General features: G+C 37.3%; 7 protein-coding genes. 4 read left to right on the top strand and 3 right to left on the bottom strand.

Annotated features, from left to right (window positions below; all coding sequences use genetic code 11):
- Positions 1–305 precede the first annotated feature (305 nt).
- Both ACW6NC_RS02800 and ACW6NC_RS02795 read right to left on the bottom strand, forming a co-directional pair.
- Positions 306–2,471: an AAA family ATPase gene (locus tag ACW6NC_RS02800; protein ID WP_457863659.1), complete on the bottom strand. Its 2,166-nt coding sequence runs from the start codon at positions 2,469–2,471 to the stop codon at positions 306–308.
- A 162-nt stretch (positions 2,472–2,633) separates the two neighbouring features.
- Complete coding sequence (locus ACW6NC_RS02795) at positions 2,634–2,861, bottom strand: helix-turn-helix domain-containing protein (RefSeq protein ID WP_457863658.1); 228 nt, start codon at positions 2,859–2,861, stop codon at positions 2,634–2,636.
- A gap of 195 nt (positions 2,862–3,056) precedes the next feature.
- Here ACW6NC_RS02795 and ACW6NC_RS02790 point away from each other — a divergent pair, with 195 nt between their 5' ends.
- The 3 genes from ACW6NC_RS02790 (at position 3,057) to rhuM (ending at position 6,219) form a co-directional block, all read left to right on the top strand.
- A complete protein-coding gene (locus ACW6NC_RS02790) occupies positions 3,057–3,842 on the top strand; it encodes an RNA polymerase sigma factor (protein ID WP_457863657.1) in 786 nt (261 codons plus the stop codon).
- Between the two features lie 2 nt (positions 3,843–3,844).
- Positions 3,845–4,942: a hypothetical protein gene (locus tag ACW6NC_RS02785; protein ID WP_457863656.1), complete on the top strand. Its 1,098-nt coding sequence runs from the start codon at positions 3,845–3,847 to the stop codon at positions 4,940–4,942.
- Positions 4,943–5,220: 278 nt separating this feature from the next.
- Positions 5,221–6,219, top strand: a complete 999-nt coding sequence (gene rhuM, locus ACW6NC_RS02780; RefSeq protein WP_457863655.1) for a RhuM family protein — start codon at positions 5,221–5,223, stop codon at positions 6,217–6,219.
- An 822-nt stretch (positions 6,220–7,041) separates the two neighbouring features.
- Here the strand turns inward: rhuM and ACW6NC_RS02775 are convergent.
- A complete protein-coding gene (locus tag ACW6NC_RS02775) occupies positions 7,042–7,419 on the bottom strand; it encodes a response regulator (protein WP_457863654.1) in 378 nt (125 codons plus the stop codon).
- 480 nt (positions 7,420–7,899) lie between these two features.
- Between ACW6NC_RS02775 and ACW6NC_RS02770 the strand changes: the two genes are divergently transcribed.
- Positions 7,900–13,845, top strand: a complete 5,946-nt coding sequence (locus ACW6NC_RS02770; protein WP_457863653.1) for a HAMP domain-containing protein — start codon at positions 7,900–7,902, stop codon at positions 13,843–13,845.
- Positions 13,846–13,919 lie beyond the last annotated feature (74 nt).

Below are 13,919 nucleotides of genomic sequence, written 5' to 3'. Positions count from 1 at the left end.
CGCTTTGCTCCGGAATAGCTGTCCGCTTTGAAACGGAATCACTGTCCGTTTTGCCCCGGAATGGGTGTCCGCTTTATTCCGGAATCACTGTCCGCTTTCCAGCGGAATGGGTGTCCGTTTTCACCGGATTGTGCAGGTTATACTGTTAAATCCTATTTTTAATTTACACCTTTTTCTGGTAATCCTAAAATAACAAGTATTTCCATGTTGTTCTTCAAATTAACTATTTTCTTTTCTGGTATCTAAGATTACATTTTTTCGGCAAAACCGCCATTTGCTATAACCGATTGTTGTGTGCAGTGCTTTTATCGAATCATTCGTTTATAATGTTCTTCGTAATTGTTTTCTACGAACACTAACCTAAATGCATCTTTAAAATCGGTATAGTCAAACTCTTTTATATCAAAAATGTTTTGACCTAAAGAATGAGATTCTCTGTTAATATATCTATTAAAGGATTGAAATCTAGTCTCTTTCATAACGGGTTTCTGAAAAAATTTTCCTAAATCCCTTTTCTCAACAAAATTGAAAAAATATTCAATTATGTTTCTCATACAATTGGCAATAAGAGCAGGTGATTGTTGTTCGTCTTTAATAACTTGCCAATAGGATTGATAATCATTTTGAATTTCTTCGTATTTCATATCCAGAATTTGACTTCCATCCTGATTTTTTATTAATCTGTACAAATTTTGATTTTCTTTTCTACGTGTATGATTGGTATCTGTTAATTCGTAGAAGAAATATAAACTATGTGTTAATATGAAAATTTGCTCATATTTTTCACTTCTTAAAAACTCTTCGTGTATTAAACGTCCAATATTAAAAATGTATATGTGTGAAAGACTTGATATTGGGTCGTCGACTACTATAATTTTCTTTTTATCTGCTTGGTCTATACTTTTTTTACCTCTGCACATTTCAATGAAGTAAAGAAAGCTAATTATCATTTTTTCACCTTCGCTCAGACTTTTAAAAACTTCATCATTATCATCTTTTCTTTTTACTTTATAGAAGCTCTCAGAGTGCTTTTCTATCTTAAAATCCTGAATTCCTAGTTCTAATAAACCATTGTTAATATTCTTGATAGCCTCTTCGACATTTACTGTTAACTTTTGCTGTTCAACAATTATTTCATTTTGAGTTTTTAAATAGTCTAATAATTCTTTTTCTGTTTTTTTATAGCCTTCAATTTTTTCTGATAATTTTTTGTTCGCTGAAGTATAGGCAGAAATCGTCTGATCATATTCCCACCTCATAATCTTCCAAAACTGCAATTTCAAGTCATTTAGTGATTTCTCTATATTCTCTATCTTTTCATTATGTTTTTTTGTTTCTTCATTTACTTTATCAATTATCTGATTAATTGATATAATTAGGCTTGAGGTTGAATTTAATTTTATTGATTGACTTGGAGAATCTATTTTATCTTTGAGTAGTGTTTTATTTTTAGAAAACACAGCTTCTAATTCCTTGTATTTGGAATCAAATTCTTTTTTGTAAACCTCTAATTTTGGATTTTCCTCATATTGCGATAAAAAAGGAATAGAAGAAACGGCATTTATATATTCACTATGTATTTTTTGCAATTTTGAAATATCTTTCTCGTAGGTTTCATCAAAATATCCTTTTAGTTTTTCAATTAAATCTTTAGTAATTGTTTTTCCTTGGCAAAATGGGCACCTTTCCTTGTTTTCTACATTATCAGGTAAATAATTTAAACCAGTTTTAATCCAGTCGGAATTACCTAAATCCGTGATAAATGCTCCCACTGAACTATTATCACTTCCAACTATTATTTTAGATAGTAATTCATCTGTTTCGTTTTCTGAACCTATAAAATTTAATTTTGGAACGTAAGTTAATTTTTTAGCATCATCTCCAGTTATTGATAGAATTTCTTTCTTTAATTCTTCAATATTTTTACTCGGTTTAGCTTCTGGTTTAGCAATTTGGATTATATGCTCGAAGAGTTTAGCACTATTACCTTTTAACCCCGTTAGGCAGAACTCGAAAACTCTATCACCACCAGTATATTCGGTCTTTATTTCCCAGATTTTTTTCTTCGCTCCATCTAAAGCATCTTTTCTTTCAGATGAAACGCTTTCTATTAATTTTTCATTTTGATCAAATGAACCTTTTGCTTTTTTTATCTGATTTCTAGCATTTTGAATTTTTTGTTCAGCTTCTTGATTTCTTTTAGATAAAGTGAAAATACCATTTTGACTCTCTGATTCGTAAAAATTTTCTTGGATAAATTTTTGATTGTAGACTAACACTTCATTTTCATCACTAAGCCCTTCAATGGAGCATTTGGCGTAGTTTTGATCATTTTGGTTATAAAGGAAATTAGAAATTGTGCTTTTTCCAGTGCCATTTAATCCATAAATGAGATTTGCTTTTTTATCTGTTTCTAAAACTTTAGAGCTTTTATAACTCGCTATACTGTCGAGGGTAATTTTTTGAATCATATTTTTTGGTTAGCAGTCCACATAACGTGTTATATCCCCGTAAAATACTTTTTAAAAATACATCCCTGGGATAAACACAGTTTCGCTAAAGATAAAACAATACAATAAGAGAAAAATGCGGAAAACCGTAATGAAAAGAAATCAACTCAATAATTACGTTATTTAAAGTGGCTTTTCAGGCCAAAAATCTTTGGGAGAACATTCCAGAATTAAAGCAATTTCGTTTAAGTGGTTAAGGTTGTATTTTGCTCTTCTATTTTTTGATTCCACATGGGAAACAAAACTATCACTTAAATTTAATTTTTGGGAAAGAGCTATTTGAGATAAGCCTTTCTCCCTTCTCTTATCTCTTACCTTTTCAATAATATAGATTTCAATTTTACTTGCCACGAGCTACGTTCCGAGGCTACAATTAGAAACATAAATAAATTTTTAACAAAGGTACCTGTACCATTAGTTGTGAAGTTTTATTATATTTGAGTGTTATTAGAAGACTTGTAAGCATTTTATTCAGTCATATTGTAAAAGTTCTTCCTAATGATCTGAAAAACCCTACATAGTATAAAAGTTTAAATTTAACTGCTTATGTTACAGCGTATTTTTAAATTATTACAGCAAGGGCATCCCGATGCTTTGGAACTTATCTATTCAAGGTATTACCCCAATATCTTCTGGGTGGGCCGGCAAATCCTGGATGATGATTTTGCCGTAGAAACCCTGGTTCAAGACACCTTTCTCATACTATGGGAGAAAAGAGACCGGATAAAGCGATCCGAACACATTTACTACTTCCTTCGATTGGTAATGAAAAGGGAATGCTATACCTATTATACCCGCCCTAAAAACAAGTTTTTCAGGACCGTCAATTCCCTGGAAAGTTACCAGGACTACCAGGACTATTTAGCTGGATATGATCCTAAAGAAGCGCTCCAATACCAAAAAGATCAAGAGGCCCAACAAAAAGCTTTCGATAGGATACGAAATGTGCTCCCATTGCTTAGCAGCGAAAGAAAGCGCCTTATAGAACTCTGCTTAAAATATAACTTTCAGTATAAAGTTATTGCCCAGATGATGGGCACCAGTATCACCCATACCAGCAACGAGGTAAAAAAAGCCATCGAGGATATTAAAAACATTCTCCACCAGGGCAGTAATCTGGAAACAAAACCAAAGCCGGTATTGACATTGGCCGTAGAAATGCAAGGCGCAATAACCCCTGAACAGGAAACGGTCTTGCAACTTCGCAATGAAAGGCAATACTCCTTTGCTGCAATTGCCAGGGAGCTAAACCTTTCCCAAAAGGAAGTCCACCAGGAATTTATGGCCGCCTATAAGCTCATGCAGCTCAAACACGAACAACAACCGGCTTAGTGATGGGAAAGAATACGATCAAACTCACCCGCAGGATCCAGCTGTTGATCGATCTGCCTACCAAGGAAGAACGGGAGGAGGCCATGGGGAAACTATATCGGTGGCGTTACCGAACCTACAAGGCAGCAAACCTAATCGTATCCCATCTCTATGTTCAGGAGATGATCCAGGAGTTCTTCTATCTATCGGAAGGCATAAAGTATAAACTGGTGGATATAAAGAAGGATGATCTTGGTATCTTCAACCGTTCCCGGATCAATACCACCTACCGGATGGTATCCGATCGCTTTAAAGGAGAAATGCCCACCAACATTTTAACCAACCTCAATAGCTCTATTTTGAGATCCTTCAGGAAAAACAGGGAGCAGTATTGGACAGGCCAGCGTTCCTTACACAATTTTAAAAGGGATATGGCTTTTCCCTTTGATATGGAGGGCGTGTGTGGGTTGGAATTCAATCCTGATAAGAAGGCTTTCTGCTTTCGTTTTTTCTCCATTCCCGTAAAAACCTATTTAGGCAGGGAATTTAACGACAAATGGAAACTGATGCATGAGCTGGTTAGTGGAAAAACCAAAATGCGTACTTCCCATATCAAATTAAAAGACGGCAAGATCTTTATGCTGGCCACCTTTGAACTGGAGAAGGAAAAGCACAAATTACGGCCGGGAGTAGTTGCAGAAGCAAGCTTGTCCCTGGAATACCCAATCGTGGTAAAGATCGGAAAGGCCAAGCTTACAATTGGCAGCAGGGAAGAGTTTTTATACCGAAGGTTAGCGATACAGGCCGCTTGTAGAAGGATACGGGAGGGGGTAAAATATGCCAGGTCGGGAAAAGGGACAAAACGAAAAACCAAAGCATTGACCAGGTTTAGGGATAAAGAGCGTAATTATGTCAACCAGCGACTGCATGTGTATAGTAGAAAGCTCATCGATTTCTGCATCAAACACCAGGCAGGAACGCTCGTTTTATTGGACCAGGAGGAGAAGATAGAGATAGCCAAAGAGGAAGCCTTTGTTATAAGGAACTGGAGTTATTATGACCTTATGACCAAAATAAAGTACAAGGCCGAGAAAGCCGGTATTGAACTTATAATAGATTAGTTAATTAGGAGGGTGCTTGTACACCCGCAAGGTGAGGCTGATTAGAGCACTCACTAAATGCACTTAGCATATACAACGCGTGGGCATCCCTTAGTAAATCCACATCTAAGCATATATAGGAACTAAAAAAGGTGATTTTATAGACCAGATTATTATAAAGCAACCGAATAAGTTTTAAGGATGTCTGTAAACTTGAACAAGGAAATGTTCATTTTTTAAATGTTTAACTTTCATTTTGAAATCAGGAGAAAAAATTAATTAAATATTGTGGAGCAGTCATGGAATCACAGCAAGATCAAATTCTTATTTATAAAACAGAGACCGGTCAAACCCAAATTGAAGTAAGACTGGAAGATGAAACGGTTTGGCTAAGCCAGAATCAAATGGCTCAACTCTTTGATCAAAGTAAACAAAATATAAGTCTACACATTCGTAATATCTATAATGAAGGCGAATTGGAGGAAAATTCAACTGTCAAGGATTACTTGACAGTTAAAACGGAAGGTAAAAGAAAGGTATCCCGAAATTTAAACTATTATAATTTGGATGTTATTATTTCAGTAGGATATCGTGTAAAATCCAATCGAGGAACACAATTTAGGATTTGGGCAAATAAGGTTTTAAAAGAATTTCTATTAAAAGGATATTCAATAAATGAAAAATTACTTCGAGAAAAATCTCGCCAGTTCGAAGAACTAAAAAACGTAGTACGCTTGCAGGAAAAAGTTATTTCTGAACACGATCTTAATACAGATGAATCTAAAGGATTAATAAAAATTATTGCTCAATATTCACGTGCGCTGGATTTATTAGATGATTTTGATCACCAACGGTTGGTGGTACCAGAAGAAGGTAGTCGTGAAGTTTTTCAAATCACCTACAATGAAGCTAGAAAAGCAATAGATGAACTAGGAAGACAGACAAAATTCGAAGGCCTTTTCGGTCGGGAAAAGGACGATTCTTTTAAAGGATCTTTAGAAAATATATACCAAACCTTTGGTGGGGAGGACCTTTATCCCACAACCGAAGAAAAAGCAGCTCACTTGCTTTATTTTGTGGTGAAGAATCATTCCTTTTCCGATGGGAATAAAAGAATTGCCGCATTTTTATTTGTTTGGTTTTTAGACCGGAACCAGATACTCTACACTCACACCGGAAATAAGGTAATCCCAGACAATGCCCTGGTAGCATTGACCTTATTAATTGCTGAAAGCAACCCACGAGATAAAGAAATGATGATTAAGGTAATAGTAAATCTTATAGCTCGAATATCATGATTAGTCACTCGTACCGTTTTAAAACCTACTTCCTGAATTGCAACAAGATCTTGATCTACTGTATTGATTATATCCGCTATTGGATCCAGATTGAGGTTATTCTGGGTCGTTTCACCGCGAAGGATGTTTAAAACTAAGCTCACGGACAACTATTCCTCTCTCTTTCTCTTGTTCTAAATTTGCAATCGAGATAAGTAATATGGCTCTAACTCTTTTCAACTTATATTCTCCTAAATGTCCTGTGTTATTCCCTTAAGATTGAATTTAGGTGTCCAGTTCCATCCCGTTTTGGCAACTTGGTCATCTAAGCTAGTTGGCCAACTATCTGCGATTTTTTGTCGGAAATCAATTTTATTTCGGAAATATTGTAAGAGGTACGAGTTTTAATTTTTTCAACTGGTGCGGACATAAACTCTATCGCTGCTCGAATAGCACCCAGAATAAACATCATGGGTAATTTTGAATCTTCATTAAGATAAGATTGGTACCTCTCTTTAGCTTTTGCTTTATAAAAAATATCAATGGCATAATCGGTAAAAAGACGGGTTTAGCCCTAACAGAAGGCTTTGATAAGATAGATAAGGTTATACCGAGGAGAATTTTGAGGATAAAGATCGAGAAATGCTACCTCAGCATAATGAAGAGGTGGTTATAGCCCCATCATAGATTCTAATTGCGAAAATTGCCGAATCTTGTATTGGTATGAATACTATGAAATTTTAAAGAATAAGAAGGTTATAAGCGCTCGGGTTTTTCCTGGGAAAAATAAATTTTAGTTTTTCTTCCATCGAAGGTTGGTAGTTATTTGGAATCTATTAAAATTCAATTCTTAATCTCATTTTCCTCTCCTATTGTAGCTTTAATTGCTTTTAAAAAATTGTCGATCTCAAAAGGTTTGGCAATAAAATTAGTCGCTCCAGCATCCAAACAAATTTTCCGGGCGCCGTCGAATCCAGACATCATTAGAATCGGGATATTTGAAATAGAACTTGTATTTCTTATTTCGGAGCATATATGCGTTCCGTCAATTCCACTCAACAATTTATCCATTATGATTAAATCAAAATCATCTTCCAAAAGGTTTTCAATTGTTTTGTTTGGATATCGCAAAAGACTCACCTCATATCCATTCATTTCAAGTTGATCCCTCAGTATAAGACCTAAGTGATAATCGTCCTCAACAAGTAAAATTTTATTCATCTTTATTCTTTTTATTTGAAAATATCATTTTAACTCGAAGGTAAATATCTGGAATCCTTTCTATTAAAGATTTATATCAAATTTTTAACTTTTGTTGTAATACACCTTAGCACAATCAATCGAAAGAGGTATTACGTTTAATCATAAGACTAAGGTGTCCCAAAAGTAAAAATAAAACTAACATAATAAGGACGTATTTCTTCCTATCCCCTTCAACTCGTAACTATTATCTTAAAATTAAGTTGTAATTTTTAACTAAAAAACCTCAAAGGGGCAGCAGATTATTTTTTAAATCCCTGATAATACAGCCATCCAAGAACTTTTCTTCGATTCCATTTAAGCATTTCTCAAGTTTAAACATTTCACAAAATTTTCACATATTATTTATTTTTAAAGTGGTTTTTTTATGGGTTGTTAATTTATGTTTCACAAAAACCTTCATTTTCATTTATTTAAAAATTTCCAAAACACTTTATCCGAATGTCTAAAAATACCACCACCTCTTCCAAAGCAGAAAACAAAACTACTTCCAAAAAAAGTTCATCAACTAAACGTCGCTTAGTTAAGAATTCTAAAAGAGTTCCACATAAGGAAATGTTTAAGGATAGCGATTATGTTCATGAACAATTGGATCGACTAATATTTGCACTTGAAGCATTTAGAGAAGGCGATATTTCCGTTCGATTATCAAAGGAACGAAACGATAAATTTGCAGATTTGGCCGAAGCTTATAATACCATGGTTGAAATGATCGGGGGTGTTAGTACCGAAGTTTCCAGAATCTCCCGGGTAGGAGGTATCGAAGGGAATTTGGATGCCCGGGCGGAATTTAAGGCCTCAAGTGGAGTTTGGAAGGATATGATAGATAATATTAATATTCTTATTGAAGCTATAGCTAAACCGGTACTGGAGGTAAGTAGGATTCTTAACAGCATAGCAGCAGGAAAACTGGATGATAAGTTTAGCCTTACGGTAACCGGGGATTTTCGGGCCATGGCCGATGTTATCAATCGAACCTTAGGCAGCTTGAATATTTTTGCGGAACAGGTAACCCAGGTGGCGCGTGAAGTGGGAGTGGAAGGTAAACTGGGAGGACAGGCAAGCGTTCCCAATGTCTCGGGAACCTGGAAAGATCTTACGGATAATGTAAATCACATGGCTAGCAACCTAACAGAACAGGTACGGGAAATTGCAACGGTAACTACAGCGGTTGCTGATGGAGATCTTTCCAGAAAAATTACAGAGGAAGGAAAGGGAGGGGAAGTTCTTGGACTGTCCACTACTATTAACAGAATGGTGGATTCTCTAAATATATTTGCTGCGGAGGTAACCAATGTAGCCCGTGAAGTTGGGGTAGAAGGAAAGTTAGGAGGACAAGCAGATGTGCCAGACGTTGCAGGAACCTGGAAGGATCTTACTGTCAATGTAAACACGATGGCTTCCAATCTTACAGCCCAGGTTCGGGAGATCGCAGGTGTAGCCACTTCGGTTGCAAATGGAGATCTTTCAAAAAAAATATCCATAAATGTAAAGGGGGAGATAGCAGAATTAAAGGATACCATTAATCAAATGGTGGATTCTCTCAATATATTCTCCGATGAGGTGACTCGCGTTGCACGGGAAGTAGGAACAGAGGGAAAGTTAGGAGGACAGGCCGAAGTTCCGGATGTAGCAGGAACATGGAAAGACCTGACAGACAATGTAAATACCATGGCAAGCAACCTTACCAATCAGGTGCGGGAAATAGCCTCGGTAACTACAGCGGTAGCTCAGGGGGACCTATCTCAGAAAATTTCAGAACAAGGCAAAGGAGGAGAAGTCCTGGTGCTTTCCAATACGATTAACAGCATGGTTGATTCATTAACCCTTTTTGCGGCTGAGGTTACACGTGTTGCCCGCGAGGTGGGAACTGAAGGGAAACTGGGAGGTCAGGCAACTGTACCTACTGCAGCCGGAACCTGGAAAGACCTTACCGACAATGTTAATATTATGGTTAGCAATGTGACTACCCAGGTTCGGGAAATTGCAAATGTGGCTACCGCGGTAGCAGATGGAGATCTTTCACAAAAAATATCAATTGATGTAAAAGGGGAAATAGCTGAACTTAAAGACACTATTAACCAAATGGTGGACTCTTTAAATATTTTCTCTGATGAGGTAACCCGCGTAGCGCGTGAGGTAGGAACTGAAGGAATTCTTGGGGGTCAAGCTAAGGTACCCGATGTAGCTGGAACCTGGAAAGACCTCACCGATAACGTGAATTATATGGCTTCGAACCTTACTACCCAGGTAAGAGAAATTGCCAATGTGGCAACGGCAGTGGCAAAAGGTGATTTAGCGCAAAAAATTGCCATTGAAGCTAAAGGTGAAATTGCAGAACTAAAAGAAACCATTAACACTATGGTGGATTCCCTGAACATTTTTTCTGATGAGGTTACCCGGGTAGCACGTGAGGTAGGTACTGAGGGTATTTTGGGAGGTCAGGCTGAAGTTCCCAATGTTGGTGGTGCATGGTGGGAACTTACAGAGAATGTAAATACTATGGCCTCCAACCTCACCACACAAGTAAGGGAAATTGCCTCAGTAACCAAAGCGGTAGCCAACGGTGATTTATCTAAAAAGATTTCTGAAGAGGAAAAGGGAGGAGAGGTATTGGAATTATCAACTATAATCAATACGATGGTAGATTCCCTGAACATTCTTTCTAACGAGGTAACGCGAGTAGCCCGTGAGGTAGGTACTGAAGGGATGTTGGGAGGTCAGGCGGAAGTTCCTAATGTGGCAGGTGCGTGGCTTGACCTTACTGATAATGTGAATACCATGGCCAGTAACCTAACAAGTCAGGTGCGGGAGATCGCCAATGTAGCAACGGCAGTAGCCAATGGAGATCTTTCTCAAAAGATTTCCATTGACGTAAAAGGAGAAATTGCTGAATTAAAAGCCACAATTAATCAGATGGTGGACTCGCTGAATATTTTTGCAGCTGAAGTTACTCGGGTTGCCAGGGAAGTGGGAACCGAAGGTAAGCTTGGAGGGCAGGCAAAAGTGCCCAATGTTGCAGGTACCTGGAAAGGACTGACCGATAATGTGAACACTATGGCAAGTAACCTGACTACCCAGGTGCGGGAGATCGCCTCGGTAACAACGGCAGTTGCGCATGGGGATCTTTCCCAAAAAATTTCCGAACAGGGAAAAGGAGGAGAGGTATTAGAACTTTCTACCACCATCAATATCATGGTGGATGCTCTTAACATTTTTGCGGACGAGGTAACCAATGTGGCCCGTGAAGTGGGAACGGAAGGTATTCTTGGTGGGCAAGCCGAAGTTCCAAATGTGGCCGGTTCCTGGAAAGATCTTACTGATAATGTAAACCAAATGGCGAGTAATTTAACTTCACAGGTACGTGATATCGCTGGGGTCTCAACTGCCCTTGCCAGGGGCGATTTCTCCAGAAAAATTGATGTGGAAGTTAAGGGAGAGGTACAGGAACTTAAGAATAATATCAATGCCATGGTAGACAGTTTTACTACTATTGTTAAGGCAGCCAATACCATTGCAAAAGGGAATTTTTCAATTGAGATGCCCCTTCGAAGTGAGGCAGATCAATTGGGAATTGCTTTGAATACAATGACCGAGAACCTTAAGCGAATTTCAGAAGAGAATGAAAATGAGGCATGGATAAAGACTGGACAGGCAGGCCTTAACGATAGAATGCGCGGAGAACAAGACCTTTTGACTTTGTCTAAAAATATTATTTCCTACCTGACTAAATACCTGGACGGTCATGTGGGTGTGATTTATTTGGCCGAACACAATAACGAAAAGAAACAATTAAGAATGACTGGTTCCTATGCCTTTACCCGACGAAAATCGCTCAAAACGGTCTTCGAATTCGGAGAAGGTCTTGTGGGTCAGGCGGCTCTGGAGAAAGAACCTATCGTCCTTTCAGGCATACCTACAGACTATATCAGTGTAACTTCAGGGCTTGGAGAGAAAAAACCCCAGAATATTCTTGTTCAGCCATTTATTATAGATGGTGAAGTAAAAGGAGTGATCGAAATTGGATCATTTAAATCCTTTAATGATAATCAACTGGAATTATTACGCTCGGTAGGGGAAAATATTGCCATCACTACAAATTCTTCCCTCGATCGCGAAAAAATGAAAGATTTACTGGAAGAGTCACAGCGACAATCCGAAGAATTGTTGAAACAACAGGAAAAACTTCAAATCCAGAGTAAGGAACTACAAATGGCCAATGAGGACCTTGAATCCAAGACGAAAGATTTGGAAATGCAGAAAGAGGATCTGCAATTCAGTAGAGTTGAAGTTGAAAGAAAAGCAAAGGAACTGGAGCTCGCAAGTAAGTATAAATCGGAATTTTTGGCAAATATGTCTCATGAACTGAGAACACCATTAAACAGCCTTTTAATTCTATCCAAGGATCTTAGCGATAACAGAAAAGGAAATTTACTGAAAGAAGATCAGCAAAAATCTGCTAGTATTATCTATGAGGGGGGGCTAAACCTTCTTAATCTTATTAATGATATTCTGGATCTTTCCAAAGTAGAGGCTGGAAAATTACAGATTCATCCGGAAGAGGTGCTGGTCGATAGCCTTAAAAATAACCTGCGAGATCAATTCGAACCTCTTGCAAAAACTAAAAAGTTAAAGTTCACTATAAAATGTAAACCAAATGCACCCGATAGGATAATAACCGACGGACAGCGGTTGGAACAAATTGTAAAGAACCTCCTTTCCAACGCATTTAAATTTACAGAAAAAGGATCTGTGAATGTTTCTATTGGTAAGCCTGATGAAAAGGTCAAATTCCGTGAAATCACCTTATCAAAATCTGAGGTTTTAGAAATATCAGTAACTGATACCGGAATTGGAATTCCTGAAGCAAAACGAATGATGATCTTTGAGGCTTTTCAACAAGCGGAAGGAGGGACCAGTCGTCAATATGGAGGTACGGGTCTGGGATTAACTATTTCAAGGGAGCTTTCAAGATTATTGGGAGGTGAAATCCATATCGAGAGCACAGAAGGAAAAGGTAGCATCTTTACCGTCTTTATTCCTCTGGATCTTACCAGTGCTCCAATAAAAGAAATAGATGATGCTATTTCCTCATATAGTGAACCAAAGGTCTTTAATTCGCCGAAAAATGGTTCAAAGGAGATGACAAAGGGTTTTTCTTCAGAAAATTCTGAGGTTAATTTCCCGGATGATAGGGAAAATTTAAAAATTGCGGAATACTCGTTGTTGATAATTGAGAATGACAAATTTTCGGCTCAAACAGTGAAGAGAATAGTTCAGAAATATGGTTTTAAGTTCCTTTTTGCCCAAGATGGTAAAGAGGGAATGAAACTGGCTGCAAAATACCAGCCCAATGGCATATTGCTGGATGAACAATTACCGGATATGGAGGGAATTAAGGTGCTTGAGCATTTAAAATTTAATCTAAAGACCAGGCATATTCCGGTGTATTTGATGGCAGAAGAAGATCACAGCCATGAGGTACTTAGGAAAGGAGCAATGGGCTTTAGTATGAAGCCGGTTTCTTATAAGGAAATTGAATATGCCATTGAAAAAATGGAAAGTTTAAAGGCTCCCAATCGCAGAGAGCTTTTAATTATTGAAGATGATCAGGACACGTTAAAAGCAATTGACAATGTTCTGGAGAATATGGATGTGAAAACATCGACTATTGATACAGGGAAGGATGCTTTAAAACAACTGATCTCCAAAAGATTCGATTGTGTGATTTTCGGTATTAATCTGTTTAAAAGCTCTGGGTTTGAAATATTGAAAAAACTAGGAGAAGAAAAAAAGAGGAATACTACACCAATTGTGATTTATAACGGTATTGAACTTAAAAAAACGGAACTGAAAAAACTGCAGAAATTTTCGGATAGTCTAATAATGAAGGTTGCTTCCTCCCCCGAACAGCTCCTGGATGAAGTTACTTTATTTTTACATTGCTATGAAAGTAAGTTATCCGACCAACAGAAAAGAATAATGGCAGACTTGCATAACCCAAAACATCTTCTAGAGGATAAAAAAGTATTGTTAGTAGATGACGATGGACGCAACTCCTATGCGCTTTCCAAAGCCCTTTATGATTCAGGAATGAAGTTGATAATTGCAGATAATGGTAAAATGGCAATTGAGAAGTTAGAGGAAGAAAAAGATATAGACATTGTGTTGATGGATGTAATGATGCCAATAATGGATGGCTATACTGCTACAAAGAAAATCAGAGAAAATCCAGCTTATAAAAATTTACCCATAATTGCTCTTACGGCAAAAGCTATGCCTGAGGATAAAGCCAAATGCCTTGAGGCAGGGGCCAATGATTACCTTACCAAACCGGTGAATATTGACAAATTGTTAAATATAGTACATTTGTGGTTGTATAAATAAAATTGGAAGGAATACTGTTGTTAGGGTAAATAACCTATTCCTTTTTGTTCACTATGAATAGTTCCAACTTTAAA

This window comes from Salegentibacter profundi (genome assembly GCF_054121475.1).
The sequence above is the reverse complement of the archived record's forward strand: the minus strand, read 5'-3'. Positions and strand labels throughout refer to the sequence as shown.